General features: G+C 71.3%; 19 protein-coding genes. 10 read left to right on the top strand and 9 right to left on the bottom strand.

What is annotated here, in order from left to right:
* The first annotated feature begins 136 nt into the window (after window positions 1-136).
* Window positions 137-676 (top strand): DUF6264 family protein, encoded by a 540-nt coding sequence (locus ACWGQ1_RS16740; RefSeq protein WP_452313399.1) that lies wholly within the window; start codon window positions 137-139, stop codon window positions 674-676.
* Between the two features lie 61 nt (window positions 677-737).
* Here the strand turns inward: ACWGQ1_RS16740 and fbaA are convergent, their stop codons facing one another.
* Entirely contained in the window at window positions 738-1,766 is a 1,029-nt protein-coding gene (gene fbaA / locus ACWGQ1_RS16735) for a class II fructose-bisphosphate aldolase (protein ID WP_136033484.1), read from the bottom strand.
* A gap of 185 nt (window positions 1,767-1,951) precedes the next feature.
* Between fbaA and glpX the strand changes: the two genes are divergently transcribed.
* Window positions 1,952-2,938 carry a class II fructose-bisphosphatase gene (gene glpX, locus ACWGQ1_RS16730; RefSeq protein WP_136033486.1) on the top strand — a complete coding sequence of 329 codons (987 nt, stop codon included), beginning with the start codon at window positions 1,952-1,954 and terminating at the stop codon, window positions 2,936-2,938.
* A 194-nt stretch (window positions 2,939-3,132) separates the two neighbouring features.
* Complete coding sequence (locus tag ACWGQ1_RS16725) at window positions 3,133-3,417, top strand: hypothetical protein (protein WP_136033488.1); 285 nt, start codon at window positions 3,133-3,135, stop codon at window positions 3,415-3,417.
* 26 nt (window positions 3,418-3,443) lie between these two features.
* Here the strand turns inward: ACWGQ1_RS16725 and ACWGQ1_RS16720 are convergent, their stop codons facing one another.
* Both ACWGQ1_RS16720 and ACWGQ1_RS16715 read right to left on the bottom strand, forming a co-directional pair.
* Complete coding sequence (locus tag ACWGQ1_RS16720) at window positions 3,444-4,844, bottom strand: DNA recombination protein RmuC (RefSeq protein ID WP_136033490.1); 1,401 nt, start codon at window positions 4,842-4,844, stop codon at window positions 3,444-3,446.
* Window positions 4,845-4,899: 55 nt separating this feature from the next.
* A complete protein-coding gene (locus ACWGQ1_RS16715) occupies window positions 4,900-5,493 on the bottom strand; it encodes a 3'-5' exonuclease (RefSeq protein ID WP_206251539.1) in 594 nt (197 codons plus the stop codon).
* A gap of 59 nt (window positions 5,494-5,552) precedes the next feature.
* Between ACWGQ1_RS16715 and ACWGQ1_RS16710 the strand changes: the two genes are divergently transcribed.
* From ACWGQ1_RS16710 to ACWGQ1_RS16700, 3 genes are read left to right on the top strand one after another with little or no spacing between them, the layout of a single operon-like run.
* Window positions 5,553-6,293: a methyltransferase domain-containing protein gene (locus ACWGQ1_RS16710; protein WP_452313398.1), complete on the top strand. Its 741-nt coding sequence runs from the start codon at window positions 5,553-5,555 to the stop codon at window positions 6,291-6,293.
* Between the two features lie 44 nt (window positions 6,294-6,337).
* On the top strand, window positions 6,338-7,411 hold the full coding sequence (gene ychF / locus ACWGQ1_RS16705) for a redox-regulated ATPase YchF (RefSeq protein ID WP_452313397.1): 1,074 nt from the start codon (window positions 6,338-6,340) through the stop codon (window positions 7,409-7,411).
* Window positions 7,412-7,458: 47 nt separating this feature from the next.
* Window positions 7,459-7,770: a DUF7882 family protein gene (locus tag ACWGQ1_RS16700; RefSeq protein WP_136044587.1), complete on the top strand. Its 312-nt coding sequence runs from the start codon at window positions 7,459-7,461 to the stop codon at window positions 7,768-7,770.
* Window positions 7,771-7,791: 21 nt separating this feature from the next.
* Here the strand turns inward: ACWGQ1_RS16700 and ACWGQ1_RS16695 are convergent, their stop codons facing one another.
* Complete coding sequence (locus ACWGQ1_RS16695) at window positions 7,792-10,149, bottom strand: glycosyl hydrolase family 65 protein (RefSeq protein ID WP_452313396.1); 2,358 nt, start codon at window positions 10,147-10,149, stop codon at window positions 7,792-7,794.
* A gap of 447 nt (window positions 10,150-10,596) precedes the next feature.
* Here ACWGQ1_RS16695 and ACWGQ1_RS16690 point away from each other — a divergent pair, with 447 nt between their 5' ends.
* On the top strand, window positions 10,597-11,166 hold the full coding sequence (locus ACWGQ1_RS16690; protein ID WP_136044585.1) for an alpha/beta fold hydrolase: 570 nt from the start codon (window positions 10,597-10,599) through the stop codon (window positions 11,164-11,166).
* 49 nt (window positions 11,167-11,215) lie between these two features.
* Here ACWGQ1_RS16690 and ACWGQ1_RS16685 read toward each other — a convergent pair whose 3' ends face one another.
* The gene (locus tag ACWGQ1_RS16685; RefSeq protein ID WP_136033504.1) at window positions 11,216-11,515 is read right to left on the bottom strand and encodes a Fe-S cluster assembly protein HesB; all 300 of its coding nucleotides are present in this window, start codon (window positions 11,513-11,515) and stop codon (window positions 11,216-11,218) included.
* Window positions 11,516-11,621: 106 nt separating this feature from the next.
* On the bottom strand, window positions 11,622-12,110 hold the full coding sequence (locus tag ACWGQ1_RS16680) for a GNAT family N-acetyltransferase (RefSeq protein ID WP_452313395.1): 489 nt from the start codon (window positions 12,108-12,110) through the stop codon (window positions 11,622-11,624).
* Window positions 12,111-12,229: 119 nt separating this feature from the next.
* Between ACWGQ1_RS16680 and ACWGQ1_RS16675 the strand changes: the two genes are divergently transcribed.
* Complete coding sequence (locus ACWGQ1_RS16675) at window positions 12,230-12,781, top strand: Dps family protein (RefSeq protein WP_136044583.1); 552 nt, start codon at window positions 12,230-12,232, stop codon at window positions 12,779-12,781.
* A gap of 58 nt (window positions 12,782-12,839) precedes the next feature.
* Here ACWGQ1_RS16675 and ACWGQ1_RS16670 read toward each other — a convergent pair whose 3' ends face one another.
* Window positions 12,840-13,364, bottom strand: a complete 525-nt coding sequence (locus ACWGQ1_RS16670) for a DUF6328 family protein (RefSeq protein WP_136033509.1) — start codon at window positions 13,362-13,364, stop codon at window positions 12,840-12,842.
* Between the two features lie 81 nt (window positions 13,365-13,445).
* On the opposite strand from ACWGQ1_RS16670, the gene ACWGQ1_RS16665 reads away from it, so the two are divergent.
* Window positions 13,446-13,649, top strand: coding sequence for a hypothetical protein (locus tag ACWGQ1_RS16665; protein ID WP_136044582.1), 204 nt, complete (start codon window positions 13,446-13,448; stop codon window positions 13,647-13,649).
* Window positions 13,650-13,671: 22 nt separating this feature from the next.
* Here the strand turns inward: ACWGQ1_RS16665 and ACWGQ1_RS16660 are convergent, their stop codons facing one another.
* Window positions 13,672-14,247, bottom strand: a complete 576-nt coding sequence (locus ACWGQ1_RS16660; RefSeq protein WP_452313394.1) for a 1-acyl-sn-glycerol-3-phosphate acyltransferase — start codon at window positions 14,245-14,247, stop codon at window positions 13,672-13,674.
* Between the two features lie 22 nt (window positions 14,248-14,269).
* Window positions 14,270-14,881 (bottom strand): carboxymuconolactone decarboxylase family protein, encoded by a 612-nt coding sequence (locus tag ACWGQ1_RS16655; RefSeq protein ID WP_452313393.1) that lies wholly within the window; start codon window positions 14,879-14,881, stop codon window positions 14,270-14,272.
* A 125-nt stretch (window positions 14,882-15,006) separates the two neighbouring features.
* Between ACWGQ1_RS16655 and ACWGQ1_RS16650 the strand changes: the two genes are divergently transcribed.
* A complete protein-coding gene (locus tag ACWGQ1_RS16650; RefSeq protein ID WP_452313392.1) occupies window positions 15,007-15,153 on the top strand; it encodes a hypothetical protein in 147 nt (48 codons plus the stop codon).
* Window positions 15,154-15,162: the final 9 nt, after the last annotated feature.

Genomic DNA, 15,162 nt, shown 5'->3' with positions numbered 1-15,162 from the left:
ACCGACCTGGATGAGGAGCGTCCCCAGTGCTCCTCTCCCGCGGCCCCCGAGGAGTCCCCACTTCTCCGGGGCCGCCACCGTCTCCGGAGGTCTTCGGCTGGGAGCCGGTCGGAGACACGCGCGTTAGCATGGCGGCATGACAGATCAGCGCCCGCGCTACGGTGAGATCGCGACGCCGGAGGAGCAGCGCCTGGCGCGCGGTCTGCCGCTCATCGACGAGGCCGTGCCGGCGCCCACGGCTCCGGCGTTCCCCGCCCCGGCGCCCGCGCCGGCCCCGGCGGTGGACGCCCCGCGCCGCCGGCCCGTCGACCGGATCGTGACCATCGCGCTGCTCGCCTACGGCCTCGTGAACGTCGTGGTGACCGGACTGTCCTACCTCAATATCGGCCGCGTCATGAACGAGACCATGTCGATCCTCGGGATCGAGGGGGAGTTCACCAACTACGCCATGGGTCGTCCCTGGGGGACGATCGCGGCGATCGTGCTGGTCCTGGGCTGGTGCATCACGGCGGCGCTGTCGATCCGGCGCCTCCGCCGTGGTCGCCTGACGTGGTGGCTGCCGGTCGTCGGCGCGATCGTGACGGTGATCGTGGTGTCGCTGTGCCTCGCCGTGCCGATGATGAACGACCCGGCCTTCCTCGCCTACCTGGAGCAGACGGCCGGCACCGTCCGCTGATCTCCCGTGAACGAGAAGGGGCCCGGCACAGTGCCGGGCCCCTTCGTTCGTGATCCTGCGATCAGCTCTTCGACTGACCGTGCGAACCGAGCTGACGCGTCGACTCGACCACGCGAGCAGCCATCGCCGACTCGGCGATCTTGCCCCAGGCGCGGGGGTCGTACTGCTTCTTGTTGCCGACCTCGCCGTCGACCTTCAGCACGCCGTCGTAGTTCTTGAACATGTAGTCCGCGATCGCGCGGGTGTAGGCGTACTGGGTGTCGGTGTCGATGTTCATCTTGACGACGCCGTTGGCGACCGCGAGCGCGATCTCCTCGTCGGTCGAGCCGGATCCGCCGTGGAAGACGAGGTCGAGCGGCTTGGGTCCGGTGTTGTACTTCGCGGCGACCTCGGCCTGGATCTCGCCCAGCAGCTCGGGGCGCAGCTTCACGCCGCCGGGCTTGTACACCCCGTGCACGTTGCCGAACGTGAGCGCGGCGATGTAGCGGCCCTGCTCGCCGAGGCCCAGCGCCTGCACGGCCTGGTCGACATCGCCGAACGTCGTGTAGAGCGCCTCGTTCGAGCCCTCGTGCGCGACGCCGTCCTCCTCGCCGCCGACGACGCCGATCTCGACCTCGAGGATCGCGTTGATCGCCTTCATCCGGGGAAGGAGCTCCTTGGCGATCTCGATGTTCTCCGCCAGCGGCACGGCCGAGCCGTCCCACATGTGCGACTGGAAGATCGGGTTGCGGCCGGCCTTGACCTCTTCCTCGGAGGCGGCGATCAGCGGCTCGACGAAGCCGGCGAGGGCGTCCTTCGGGCAGTGGTCGGTGTGCAGCGCGACGGTGACCGGGTAGTTCTTGGCGACCTCGGTGGCGTAGCGCGCGAAGGCGAGGGCGCCGGTCGCGCGGGCCTTCACCGTGTGACCGGCGAAGTAGTCGGCGCCGCCCGTGGTGACCTGGATGATGCCGTCGGAGCCGGCCTCGGTGAGTCCCTGCAGGACGGCGTTGATGGTCTGCGAGCTGGACACGTTGAACGCGGGGTATGCGAAGCCGCCGGCCTTCGCGCGGTCGAGCATTTCGGCGTACTGATCCGGGGTGGCGACGGGCATGAGAACTCCTGCGGTAGGTGAAGCCGGGACAGGTGCCACTCTATCGGGGCGCCTGTCCGGCTCGTGCAGGCGAGCGGAGCGTTCGGCGGCGCACGATCTGCCGTGCTGTTAAGAAGTGCGATTCCTTCGCGAGATACCGGCGGAAAGGAGGGCTGTTCGCGCGCCCACGTAGCTAGGCTGGCCGCATGGTGAGTCTGACTGCCGACCTGAGCCCGCTCCGTCCCGACCGCAACCTGGCGATGGAGCTCGTCCGCGCGACGGAGGCGGCAGCGATCCGCGCCGTGCCCTTCATCGGTCGCGGCGCGAAGGAGGCGGCCGACGGTGCCGCGGTCGACGCGATGCGCGCGTTCCTCGGCACGGTCGACTTCCAGGGCCGCGTGGTGATCGGCGAGGGGGAGAAGGACAACGCCCCGATGCTGTTCAACGGCGAGGTCGTCGGTACCGGGCAGGGCCCGCTGTGCGACATCGCGGTCGACCCCATCGACGGCACGTCCCTCACCGCCGCCGGGCGACAGAACGCCCTCTCCGTGATCGCGGTGTCCGACCGCGACACGATGCTCGACGCGTCCAGCGTCTTCTACATGGACAAGCTCGTGACGGGACCGGCGGGCGTGGGCGTGGTCGACATCCGGCTCCCGATCGGCGAGAACATCCGCCGGCTCGCGGGCGCGCTCGACAAGCCGGTCGACGAGATCGTGGTGTCGGTGCTGAACCGTCCACGGCACGAGCAGCTGATCCAGGACATCCGCGACGCGGGCGCCGGCACCCGGCTGATGAGCGACGGCGATGTGGCCGGCGGGATCAACGCGGCCCGCCACGATGCGCGCACCGACATGTGCGTGGGCGTGGGCGGGAGCCCCGAGGGCATCGTCACCGCGTGCGCCATCAAGGCCCTCGGCGGTCACATCCAGGGGCGGCTGTGGCCGCGGGACGACGACGAGCGCCAGCGCGGGATCGACGCGGGACTCGACATGGACAGGGTGTACGAGGCGGACGACCTCGTGCGCGGCAACAACACGATCTTCGTGGCGACGGGCGTCACCGACGGGCAGCTCGTGGCGGGGGTGCGCCGGGAGCGCGGCTACGTCTACACGGAGAGCGTCGTGCTGCGCGGGGCCTCGGGAACACTGCGCCGCATCGCCTCGGAGCACCTCGTGTCGAAGTGGCTGTGACCACTTCCTTCCGCGGCTGATCGACTGCTCTGAGCTCGAAGGCTGCCCGTCTCGGGCGACGCCATCGTTATCGAGCCGGTACCGGCGCGCGCGACCCGTGGCACCGGTCGCGCGAGGCGTCGTGTCACAATTGTCACTGGGTTTGTCGCCGTCGACGGAGCCGCCAGGCACCGCAGGCACAGGAGGGCGAACGCATGACAACGCAGCACACGAGTGGCTCGACCAGCGCCGCACCGACCAAGATCATCACCACCAACACGGGACGCATCCTCCGGGTGAGCGCCGATGCCGAGGCCGCCGTGACCACACCGGCCGCCCCCGCGAAACCGCAGGTCGACCCGGCTCGTCGGGCCGACGTGCTGTTCCGCGTTCGACGTGACGAGGGCCACGAGATCAGCGCCTGGTGGATGATCGGCGCCTTCCTCGCCACAAGCGGCCTCGTCATCCTGCTGCTCAGCGGCGTGCCCGGCGTCGCCTGACGCGTCCTCGTCCTGGCCGTTCCGGCTCATTCGTGGCGGGACGTCTGCGCCTCATCCAGGCGTCGTCGCACCTCGCCGACGTCGGCCCTGAGGCCGTCCAGGAGGTCCGGGGTCTCGCCCGGCGCTGCCGCGGGCTCCGCTGCTCCGGAGGCCGTGCGTGACACGCCGCTGTCCACCGGCACGGCCGTGGATGCGGGTTCGACCGCCGCCGCGGCTTCGGAGGTCGGCGCGGCATCGACGGTCGGCCCGGCCCCACCGGTGCCGATCAGCTCCGCCGCGGTGAAGCGACGACCGTCCGCTGTGACGACGGGCGGAGCGCTGAGCGCGGACGCGTCCACTCCGGGGAACTGCCGCGCCGTCACGAGCACACGCGACTCGAGGGACCCCGCGAACCGGTTGTAGCTGTCGACCGTGCGCTCGAGCGCCCGGCGCAGATCGTCGGCATGACCGGCGAGCGTCCCGAGGCGCTCGTACAGCTGCGTGCCCAGGGTCAGCAGACGACGTGCTTCGGTCGACACCTCCTGCTGCGTCCACGTGTAGGCGACGGTCTTCAGCACGGCCCACAGGTTGACGGGGGAGGCGAGGGCCACACGGCGGCTGAAGGCGTAGTCGAGCAGCGTCGGGTCTTCGTCGATGGCCGTCGCGAGCAGCGACTCGCTCGGCAGGAAGCAGATCACGAACTCGGGACTCGCGTCGAGGCCCGACCAGTACGCCTTCTTCGCCAGGGCGTCGACGTGTGCGCGCACGGCCTTCACGTGCTTCTGGAGGTGTGCGCGACGCTGCGCCTCGTGCGCGTCGCCAACGGGCAGCGCCGAGGCCTCGAGGTAGGCGTCGAGCGGAACCTTCGCGTCGACCGCGATCGACGTGCCGCCGGCGAGCCGCACGACCATGTCGGGGCGCCCCTGCCCGCGGTCCGAGGAGATCGTGGTCTGCAGATCGAAGTCGACGTGGCGCGTGAGCCCGGCGGCCTCCACCACCCGGCGCAGCTGTGCTTCGCCCCACACCCCGCGCGTCGCGGTCGACTTCAGCGCTCCGGCGAGCGATTCCGTGGTCGCGCGCAGGGCCTCGTCGGACTCCTGCGCACGCCGCAGCTGCTCCGCGAGAGTGCCGAACTGCTCGTGCCGCTCGTGCTCGATGGCCGCGACCTTGGACTGCATCTGCTGCAGACTCTCGCGCACCGGGGCGAGCGCCTGCAGCACGGCGTTCTGCTGCTGCACACGCAGGGCCTCGGCGCGCTGCTCCGCGCGGCCGTGCTCGACCGCGTCGCGATACAGGTCGTACTGCCGGTCGCGATCGTCACGGGCGGCCGCGAGTTCGGCCTCGGCACGGGCGAGCTCGGCGGCGCCCCGACTCGCGCGCAGGAACCAGCCCAGGGCGACGCCCGCGGCCACGGCCACGAGGAGCAGAACGATCGTCAGCGCATCCATGGGCCCATCGTGTCCCCGGGGTCGGACATTCGCCGGGAGGCACCGCTGAGCGGTCTCAGGCGACCGCGCGCTCCAGGGCGGGGAGGGCGGGCTCGGTCACCCGCAGGCTCAGGGCGTCGGCGAGGGCGAAGACGTCGGCGGCCGCGGCGCGCCGAGCGGCATCGACAACGATGTGCGCGCATGCGCGGGCGTCGGCGAGGGCATCGTGATGGGAGAACTCCTCGTACCCGGCGGCGGCCGCGGCGAGCGGGAGCCGGTAGGAGTCGAGCTGGTAGGTCTTGCGGGCCACCTGCAGGCTGCAGAGTGAGCGGTAGGGCGGGCAGATCTGACCCGTGGCCTCCGCCGCACGGCGCAGCACGTTGAGGTCGAATCCGGCGTTGTGCGCCACGAGCACGTCGGCACCGGCGAAGGCGCACAGACGGTCGAACTGATCCGCCCAGGAGGAGGCCGTCGCGACGTGCTCCGGCCGGATGCCGTGGATGCGGACGTTCCACTCCATGAACTCGTCGTGACCGGGCGGCGGCTGGATGAGCCAGCCCGCGGTGGCGACGACCTCGCCGCCGCGCACGCGGACGAGTCCGACGGCGCAGGCGGAGGCCGGGCTGGAGTTCGCGGTCTCGAAGTCGATCGCAGTGAAGTCCAGTGGCACGTCTTCACTCTCTCCCGGGCCTCCGACGTCGGGTCGCAGACTCGCCGTAGGCTGGCCACATGAGCGACGAGCAGGCGACCTCCTTCGGCGGCCAGGCGGGCAGCTACGAGGTCGGTCGCCCCGAGTACCCGTTCGAGGCGGTCACGTGGATGCTCGACCGCGCGCCGGCAGGAGCCCGCCGTATCGCCGACGTCGGCGCGGGCACCGGCAAGCTCACCCGTGCCCTCGTCGCGGGGGAGGGCGCGGAGGTCGTCGCGGTGGATCCGGATCCCGCGATGCTCGCCGCCCTGCGCGACGCGGTGCCCGGAGTGCCCACATTCGTCGGCACGGCCGAGCGCCTCCCGCTGCCCGACGCGAGCGTCGACGCGGTGGTGCTGGGCCAGGCATGGCACTGGGTCGATCCGGTCGCGGCCTCCGCGGAGATCGGCCGCGTCGTGAGCCCCGGCGGGGTGCTCGGGCTGGTCTGGAACCTGCGCGACGAGCGTGTGGACTGGGTGCGTCGCCTGACCGACATGATGCACGGCAGCAACGCCGAGATCATGCTCGCCGCGGGCGACCCCGTGGTGGCCGCGCCGTTCGGCGGGCTGGAGCAGGAGCGCTGGGAGTGGGTGCGTCCGGTGACGCGCGAGGTGATGCACCGCATGGCGTCGTCGCGCAGCTACGTCATCACGGCCGACGACGCGGAGAAGGCGCGTATCCGGCGCGACATGGACGCCCTGTTCGACGAGCTGGGGCTGCACGACGACGCCACGATCGAGCTGCCGTACGTGACGAGGGCGTTCCGCGCCGTGCGCGACTGAGCCCCGCGCGGCAGCATCATGGCCCCCAGGTAGACTCGTACCCCGTGGCTCTCACTATCGGTATCGTCGGCCTGCCCAACGTCGGCAAGTCCACCCTCTTCAACGCTCTCACCAAGAACGACGTGCTCGCGGCGAACTACCCGTTCGCGACGATCGAGCCGAACGTCGGCGTGGTGAACCTGCCCGACCCGCGGCTCGAGAAGCTCGCCGAGATCTTCGGCAGCGAGCGCATCCTCCCCGCCGCCGTGTCGTTCGTCGACATCGCGGGCATCGTGCGCGGAGCCAGCGAGGGAGAGGGGCTCGGCAACCAGTTCCTCGCGAACATCCGCGAGGCGGACGCGATCGCCCAGGTCGTGCGCGGCTTCTCCGACGACGACGTGGTGCACGTCGACGGCGCGGTGAACCCGGCGTCCGACATGGAGACCATCAACGCCGAGCTCATGCTCGCCGATCTGCAGACCGTCGAGAAGGCGATCACCCGGTACGAGAAGGAGGTGCGCGGGAAGAAGATCGACCCGTCGGTCCTCGAAGCGGCGCAGGCGGCGAAGGACGCGCTGGAGCGCGGCGTGCTGCTGTCCACGAGCGGCCTCGACCTCGCGCCGATCCGCGAGCTCGGCCTGCTGACCGTCAAGCCGGTCATCTTCGTGTTCAACGTCGACGAAGCCGTGCTCACCGACGACGCGCGCAAGGCGGAGCTCGCGGCCCTGGTCGCGCCCGCGCAGGCGATCTTCCTCGACGCCAAGATCGAGTCGGAACTTAAGGGCCTGGACCCGGAGGACGCGGCCGAGCTGCTCGCCTCGACGGGCCAGGAGGAGTCCGGCCTCGACCAGCTCGCACGCATCGGCTTCGACACCCTCGGGCTGCAGACGTACCTCACCGCCGGACCGAAGGAAGCGCGGGCGTGGACGATCGGCAAGGGATGGAAGGCCCCGCAGGCCGCCGGCGTGATCCACACCGACTTCGAGAAGGGCTTCATCAAGGCCGAGATCGTGTCGTTCGATGACCTCGTCGCCACCGGCTCCGTGCAGGAGGCCCGCGCGAAGGGCAAGGCCCGGCTGGAGGGCAAGGACTACGTCATGCAGGACGGCGACGTCGTCGAATTCCGCTTCAACAACTGATGCGGGAAGTGGTCGCCGGTGTTCCTGGGAACGCTTAGAGTTCGATCATGGGAAAGCTGGAGTACAACAGCTCGCGGCCGCCGATCGAGGTCGACGACGACGTCCTGGTGCATCTGAAGATCGTGATCTCGACGAAGCTCCGCCGTCAGGAGAGCTTCATGATGACGTGGCCCTCGGGGAAGAAGCATCCCGGGCGCCTCTCGGCGTGGATGCACCCGAGCATCCCGCTGGTCCTGGAGTTCGACGAGGAGCCGCCGCCGAAGATCGACCCGGCGCGGCTCGAGCGCATGATGGAGCGCCTGAACGCCCGGGGCGAGCTCGTGCTCGACGAGCTCAGCGACGACGATCGCTCGGCCTGACACGAGGTCGTGCGTGCGGGCTCACCCGTCCTCGCGCGCTTCTCCGGGCTCCCGCCAGCGCGGCTGCGACGGCTCGGGGGTGAGCGGGGACTCCGGTGGCGGCGTGGGCAGGGTCACGGGCTCGCCCGCGGTGAGCTGCACCGCTCGGCCCGCGTGCCGCACCGTGACGGGGTCGCCCGCGCTCAGGCGGTAGGTCGTGTCGTCGGGCGTGATGTCGACGTGCAGGATGCACCCGTGCAGGCGCACGCCGAACCCGAGCCGCGTGATGTTGCGGGGGAGCCGGGGGTGGAACGAGAGGCCGGCGTCGCTGTCGCGCATGCCCCCGTAGCCCGCGGTGATACCGGTCCAGATGCCCGCGAGCGCCGCGATGTGCAACCCCTCGGCGGTGTTGCCGTGGAGGTCATCGAGGTCGAGCGCGGCGAGCTCCGCGAGGTACGCCGCGGCGAGGTCGAGGTGCCAGAGCTCCGCCGCGATCACCGCCTGCGCCATGGCCGAGAGTGAGGAGTCGCGCACCGTGAGGGCCTCGTAGTACGCGAATGCCCTGGCCTTCTCCTCCCTCGTGAACTCCTCGTGCTCCGTGTACAGCGCGAGCACCAGATCGGCCTGCTTCGCGACCTGCTTCCGGTACAGGTCGAAGTACGGGAAGTGACTGTGCAGCGGGTACTGCTCGGGTCGCGTGGCGTCGAAGTCCCACACGGCATGCCGCGTCGACCCCGCGAACTGCTCGTGCACGCGGCGCCGCTCGTCGAACGGCACCGTCATCGCGTCAGCGGCGTCGTTCCAGCGCGAGACCTCGGCGTCGTCGACCCCGAGCCGCTCCGCGACCTCGATGTGGCGTCGGGCCGCGGCCACCGCGCCGCGCAGGTTCCGCCGCGCGGCCAGGTTCGTGTAGGTGTTGTCGTCCACGATCGCGGAGTACTCGTCGGGGCCGGTGACCCCGTCGAGATGGAAGCCGCCGTCGTCGTCCCAGCGGCCGAGCGACAGCCACAGTCTCGCGGTCTCGATCAGGATCTCCGCGCCGGCGTCGCGCTCGAAGTCGCGGTCTCCCGTGGCCCTGACGTACTGCATCACGGCGCCGGCCACCGCCGCGTTGATGTGGAACGCCGCCGTGCTGGCCGGCCAGTAGCCGGAGCTCTCGCGGCCGTCGATCGTGCGCCAGGCGAAGGTCGCCCCGTCCAGGTGCAGAGTGCGCGCGCGTTCGCGGGCGTGATCGAGCGTCGCGTACCGCCAGCGCAGCGCCTGCAGGGCCGCGTCGGGCGCGGTCGAGGTGAGCACGGGGAGCACGAACGCCTCGAAGTCCCAGAACGTGTGCCCCTCGTACCCGGAGCCCGTGAGCCCCTTGCCCGGCACCGAGCGCATCTCGGCACGCGCCGCCGCCTGGAACACCTGGAAGAGCGCGTACCGCACGGCCTGCTGCAGACGGGGGTCGCCCTCGACCCGCACGTCGCCGCACTCCCAGTACGCATCGAGCGCCTCGCGCTGTCCCGTCGCGACCGCCTCCCACCCGAGGCGCACGGCCTCCTCGACGGCCTCGTCCGCGCGGTCGCGAAGCGTCTGGGGCGTCAGCGAGTCCGACCACTCGTGGCCCACGAACTTCACGACCTCGAGCTCCTCGCCCGCCGCCAGAGCCACATGGATGCGGGTGCGCGCCAGGTCGCGGTCGGCCTCCACCGTGACCGTGGGCACGGTAGCGGCGGTCGAGGAAACCGTGTGATCGGCGCTCACCGCCACGTGGATGCCGCTGCGCCTGGTGCGGTGCAGCAGCGTGGTGCGCGACCCCAGCACCGCGGAGTCCACGGTCTGAAGCGGACGGGAGAGCAGCTCCTGCACACGGGGATCGGCGTGCGGCGAGGGCAGCGGCTCGTTCGCCAGCACCTCCGACAGGACCGTGACCGCCACGGGCTCCAGCGCCGTCACGCGATACCGTACAGCGGCGAGCGAGCGGTGCCGCAGCGACACGAGCCGGGTGGACGCGACCTGCACGCGCCGACCCGCCGCCGACTCCCACTCCAGCTCGCGGTGCAGCGTCCCGTCCCGCAGATCGAGGCGCCGCTCATGCCGGTGCACCGTGCCGTGCTCCACATCGAACGGCTCATCGTCCACGAGCAGACGGATGAGCTGCCCGTTGGGCACGTTGATCACGCTCTGCCCGGTCTCCGGATAACCGTAGCCGTCCTCGGCGTACGGCATCGGATGGTCCTCGAAGACCCCGTTGAGGTAGCTGCCGGCGACCCCGCGCGGGTCGCCCTCGTCGAGGTTGCCGCGCCAGCCGACGTGCCCGTTGGAGAGTCCGAACACCGACTCCTCCTGTGCCAGATGCTCGATATCCACCCCGGCGATGCTCACCGCCCACGGTTCGACGCGGAACGCCGCCGTCATGCCCGTGCGGTCCGGACGTCGCGCGGACGGCGGGGCCGTTCGGGGAAGTGCGGGGCGGGGGCGACGTGGAGCATGGCGTTCCCTTCTGCCGAGGACCGGGAACTGCGACGCTAGCGCGGGGTCCTCACGGGGACGAGGGAGTTGCGCCGAGCCCGGCGCGTCGGGTAGACGACGGCCCCCCGCGCGCTCACTCCTCGGGTGACCGTGCGCGGGTAGCCGGTGCTCGCGCTCGCCGTCAAGCCCTTGTCCCCGCGGCGCGGTGCAGACCAGGGTGGTCGCATGGCGGGGGCGCCCACGGTGACTCCGCCGGGGGTCGCGAGGAGGAGGCGCGGCCCCCGGCGGGCTACGCTGGACGCAGGCGGTCTCGGCCGCGGCGCGGGTCGCAGGAGCCCGGCGTGGACGACCGCCTGCGTCCCTGACACCGACGGCACGAGGAGACCGACGCCGATGACCGACACCCAGATCTTCGAGCCAGACGGCCGCGCTATCCCCTTCGTGGACGAGGGCGACGGACCCGTCAAGCTGGTGCTCATCCAGGAGCGCGACCTGGCTGCCGACGTGCTCGGCGTCGTGGGGCACTACCTCGCCGAGGAGGCCGGATTCCACGTGCTGCGCATCGGCCACCGCGCGGACGGCACCGACGCCTCGCTCGACGACCGCGTGGCGGACGCGCTCGCCGTGATCGACCACGTGGGCCTCGAAGACACCTGGATCGGCGGACACGGCTTCGGAGGCACGGTCGCCCGCTCCTTCGCCGTCGCGCACCCCGACCGGGTGAACGGGCTGGCGCTGCTGGGGGTGGAGGACGTGGAGGTTCCGCTGGCTCCGGTGATCCCGGTGCTGCTGATCCAGGGGACCGACGACACGGACACCCCGGAGACGAACGCCGAGCGCCTGCAGGCCGCCGCTCCCGAGCGTGCGAGCATCAAGCGGATCGACGGCGGAGGCCACCTCTTCCCCATGACGCACCCGATCGAGACCGCCGTGGTGCTGGAGGAGTACCTCGACTGGGACTGAACGCACGGATGCCGCGACCGAGTCGGCCGCGGCATCCGGAGTCCGTGGGTCAGGCGACCTGCGGGAGCACCGCGAAGGAGACGGAGCCCTCGTCGTCGACTCCCGCGTCCAGGATCTTGTCGTCGAGAGCGGCCGCGGCCGCATCGTCGAGGAACAGGCGCGTTCCCTGGATCTCCACCACCTGATCCGCCGGTTCCGGGTCGGCCGTCACGGCGACGGCGAGGTGCGCCGCCCCTGCGTCATCCTGAGCCGGGGCGGAGTGGATCCGCAGACCCGCGTCCGGCGCGTCGTTCTGTCGACTCACGAGGGTCGAGACGATGGCGGTGGCGTTGTCGGTGAGGGTGAGCACGAAGCTCTCCTTTCCGGTCGGGTCGTGTCGCGGTCGCGACACGTGCTTCCACGATCCCCGTCACCGCCGCGAGCCTCCACCCCCTTGCGTCATCCGAGCCTCGCGTTTACTCTCGCAGCCGCTTGCGCAGGAACACCTGCGCGGTGCCGTCCCCGTCGGGCACGCGCTCGTGCTCGACGTAGCCGCACGACTCGTACAGCCGGAGGTTCGCCTCGCTGAGGCTTCCCGTGAACAGCTCGGCGACCGGTGCCCGCGACGCTCGTTCCGCGGCCTCCAACAGTCGGCGGCCGATGCCCTCGCCCTGCATGTCGGGCGCGATGGCGATGCGCCCGATGAGCAGCAGGTCGTCCTTCTCGACGTAGCGGATCGCGCCGACCAGCCGTCCGTCGACGCGGGCGGTGAAACCGGACTCGGACCGCAGCTCGGCCTCCAGCTCCGCGAGCGTCTGGGTCAGCGGCGGCATGTCCACGCTGCCGTAGATCGCCGCTTCCGACACGAAGGCCGCGCGCTGGACGGTCAGCACCTCGCCCGCGTCGGCGTCGCTGATCGGCGAGATCACGATCTCGGGGCCCTCGTTCTGTTCGGTGCTGGTCACGCTTCCGCCTCTCTCTGCGTCCGGGGGACTCCGCCACGTTCGACCGTGAGCCCGGCGAGTGTCAACCCCCTCGATCCGGCGAGGCGCGGGCGGCTACGGTCGCGGCAGGAGGTCACACCATGGCAGACACCAAGACGAAGAAGACCGGCGGCGCGAAGAGCGGCGCGAGCACGCGGGCCAAGACCACCCGGCAGCAGAACGCGGAGAAGGGGTTCACCGCTTCGCCCACGCTCGCCGCGAACCTGCAGGCGGTGCTCGTCGACCTGATCGAGCTCTCGCTGCAGGGCAAGCAGGCACACTGGAACGTCGTGGGGAGGAACTTCCGCGACACGCACCGCCAGCTCGACGAGATCATCGAGGATGCGCGCACGTTCAGCGACACCATCGCAGAGCGGATGCGCGCGCTGCACGCGGTGCCGGACGGTCGCAGCGCCACCATCGCGAAGACCACCACGCTGCCCGAGTTCCCCACCGGCGAGGTCTCGACCACCGAGACGACCGACCTCGTGACCGAGCGGCTCGAGGCGACGGTGGCCACGCTGCGCGGGGTGCACGATGACGTGGACGAGGAGGACCCTACCTCGGCCGATCTGCTGCACGCCGTGATCGAGCGCCTGGAGCAGTTCGCCTGGATGGTGAGCGCCGAGAACCGCAGCCCCGCCGGCCGCTGAGGACCGGAGTGGAGAGCCATCGCCGTCGCCGTCGCGCACCCGCGCGCGGCGGCGGCGATCAGGTGTCGGCGCGAGCCCTCGCACGCGCGCGACGCAGGAATCCCGGCAGCGCCATCCACAGTCCCGTGACCAGCACGAGCGCCGCGATCAGCGCGACGAGTCCGGCGGTGCGGTTCACGGTGAAGTCGACGATGAGCGTCGTGACACCGATCGTGAGCGCACCGATCACCACCAGGTCAACCTTCACGATGCGCGCCGCGATACGGACGAGCTCCGGCTTCTGCCGGGTGCCGAACAGCGCCCGGTGCATGCCGACCGGAGCGAGGGCGAGGATGGTCGCGATCGCGGCCAGGGCCACCAGCACCACGTACAGATCGCGCTGCAGCTCGTCCATGTCGGTGAAGCGCGGCTGGAACGCCACCGCGAGCAGGAACCCGGTGAGGATCTGCGTGCCGGTCTGCATCACCCGCAGCTCCTGCAGCAGCTCATCCCAGTTGCGGTCGGCGCGCTCGTTCGGGGTCTCGTCACGGCCGTCGTCGCGGTCATCCCGATCGTCCGGGCCACGGCGTGCATCTGCTGTCATAGCCTCAGTCTCGTGGCGCGGCTCCGGTCGTGTCCAGAAGGTTGCGCCCCGGCTCGTCGCCCCCTCTCGAAAGGACTCGAAATGACGCTTCCCCCGATCGACGAGTGGTGGCCGGAGCTGTCCGACGACGCGCGCCGTGCGGTCATCGGCAGCGGCTCCCGGCACCTGGACGAGGATGTGCGCGAGGAGATCCGGGAGATCACGGGCGCCGTGGTCGGCATGATCGAGACGCTGTCCGAGGACGACCTCGCGTACGCGCGGACGCACGCGCCGGACGACGAGTGAGCGCGCGGGAGACCCGGGGCGGTCAGGCGCTCCCGGTCTCCTCGCGCAGCCGCGGCTCGGTCCGCCGCTCGGGACGGACGCCGTGCTTGTCGGCGTAGAACGCGCGGATGCGGTCCATGTCGGCGGAGACGTCGCCGGTCAGCTCCATCGTGGGGCCGAGCCCGGTCGTCATGGTCGCGCGGTCCACGAAACCCAGGGTCACGGGCATGCCGGTCTCCCGTGCGATGCGGTAGAAGCCCGACTTCCAGTAGGTGTTCCCGCCGCGGGTGCCGTCGGGCGTCACCACCAGGCCGAACACGGCCCCGGCGTGCACCTGCGCGACCACCTCGCCCACGACCCTCGCTGGGTCGGCGCGATCCACGGGGATGCCGCCGAGGCGTCGCATGATCGGGCCGCGCCAGCCGTGGAACAGGCTCTTCTTGCCCAGCCAGTGCACGTCGATGCCGAGGCGCCAGGCGATGGCGAGCATCAGGACGAAGTCCCAGTTGGAGGTGTGCGGGGCGCCGATCAGCACGGTGGGGCGGTCCGGCGCGCGGCCGCCGGCGAGCGTCCAGCGGCTGAACGCCCAGAACACGCGGGCGAGGAGTCGTCTGAGCATCCGTCCACGCTAGGGGAGCGGCCTATCGATCGGCTGGCGGTGCAGAGCCATCGGTCCGCCTCGCCGCGGTGCCACCGGTCAGGGCTTCGGTGACCGCGACGCTCAACCCCGGCATCGGATCCACCGGCACAGCGAGGGCCTGCAGCGCCCGGCTGAAGTAGTTGCGCGCCGCCGCGGCGAGGGTGATGTCGACGATCTGCCGGTCGGAGAACCCCGCGTCGCGCAGGCGCTGCGAGTCGGCGTCGGTCATGGCCTCCGGCTCGCGGGAGAGCCGCTCGGCGTACCGGATCACCGCCTGCTCCGCCGGGTCGAAGGCGCTGTCGTCGCCCTCGCCGAACGCGGCGAGCCCGTCCTCGTCGACCTGGCCGATGCGCACCGCGCGGCGTCCGTGCGCCAGGAGGCAGTGCGGCGACCCGATCGCGCGGGCGGCGCCGAGCGTGGCCGCCTCGTACACGCGGACGCCGATCGACGGCACCACCGCGTGGACGAGGGCCTCGAAGGCCGCGTAGGCCTCCGGGTTCACGGCCATCGCCTGGGTGTGGGCGAAGACGAAGCCGTCCTCGGCGATGTCGCTGTCGTACATGGCGGCGACGAGTCCTTCGGCGGTGGCCGCCATCGGGGTGCGGATGATCATGTCGACTCCCTCGTCCGGGCCCGCCGGAGGGGCGTCGACCCGCATCACCCGGAAGGATACGCCCGACTGCGCACCGCGGGTAGGGCCGCGGAGCCGTCCCTCTCCGGCGGGCGTACCATCGAAGGATGACCGAGAAGACGCCGCGCAACGCCGAGCAGGAGACCGCGCCCGTGCTGCTGCCACTCCCCGCCGCGCTCGAGGTGCTCGACGGGGATGCCGTCGGCTTCTGCAGCAACGGCGTCTGCCACCTCCCCGCGCCGTCGACGCGGTAGGCGACAGAC

Source organism: Microbacterium sp. NPDC055599, from assembly GCF_053618975.1.
The sequence above is the reverse complement of the archived record's forward strand: the minus strand, read 5'-3'. Positions and strand labels throughout refer to the sequence as shown.

Bases quoted from the DNA above. Each gene is read 5' to 3' on its own strand.
- ACWGQ1_RS16710 (WP_452313398.1), top strand. From the start codon at position 5,553: ATGAGCGACGAGCAGGCGACCTCCTTCGGCGGCCAGGCGGGCAGCTAC.
- ACWGQ1_RS16740 (WP_452313399.1), top strand. From the start codon at position 137: ATGACAGATCAGCGCCCGCGCTACGGTGAGATCGCGACGCCGGAGGAG.
- ACWGQ1_RS16660 (WP_452313394.1), bottom strand. From the start codon at position 14,247: ATGCTCAGACGACTCCTCGCCCGCGTGTTCTGGGCGTTCAGCCGCTGG.
- ACWGQ1_RS16695 (WP_452313396.1), bottom strand. From the start codon at position 10,149: ATGACGGCGGCGTTCCGCGTCGAACCGTGGGCGGTGAGCATCGCCGGG.
- ACWGQ1_RS16700 (WP_136044587.1), top strand. From the start codon at position 7,459: ATGGGAAAGCTGGAGTACAACAGCTCGCGGCCGCCGATCGAGGTCGAC.
- fbaA (WP_136033484.1), bottom strand. From the start codon at position 1,766: ATGCCCGTCGCCACCCCGGATCAGTACGCCGAAATGCTCGACCGCGCG.
- ACWGQ1_RS16725 (WP_136033488.1), top strand. From the start codon at position 3,133: ATGACAACGCAGCACACGAGTGGCTCGACCAGCGCCGCACCGACCAAG.
- ACWGQ1_RS16655 (WP_452313393.1), bottom strand. From the start codon at position 14,881: ATGATCATCCGCACCCCGATGGCGGCCACCGCCGAAGGACTCGTCGCC.
- glpX (WP_136033486.1), top strand. From the start codon at position 1,952: ATGGTGAGTCTGACTGCCGACCTGAGCCCGCTCCGTCCCGACCGCAAC.
- ACWGQ1_RS16675 (WP_136044583.1), top strand. From the start codon at position 12,230: ATGGCAGACACCAAGACGAAGAAGACCGGCGGCGCGAAGAGCGGCGCG.
- ACWGQ1_RS16720 (WP_136033490.1), bottom strand. From the start codon at position 4,844: ATGGATGCGCTGACGATCGTTCTGCTCCTCGTGGCCGTGGCCGCGGGC.
- ACWGQ1_RS16650 (WP_452313392.1), top strand. From the start codon at position 15,007: ATGACCGAGAAGACGCCGCGCAACGCCGAGCAGGAGACCGCGCCCGTG.
- ACWGQ1_RS16670 (WP_136033509.1), bottom strand. From the start codon at position 13,364: ATGACAGCAGATGCACGCCGTGGCCCGGACGATCGGGATGACCGCGAC.
- ACWGQ1_RS16665 (WP_136044582.1), top strand. From the start codon at position 13,446: ATGACGCTTCCCCCGATCGACGAGTGGTGGCCGGAGCTGTCCGACGAC.
- ACWGQ1_RS16690 (WP_136044585.1), top strand. From the start codon at position 10,597: ATGACCGACACCCAGATCTTCGAGCCAGACGGCCGCGCTATCCCCTTC.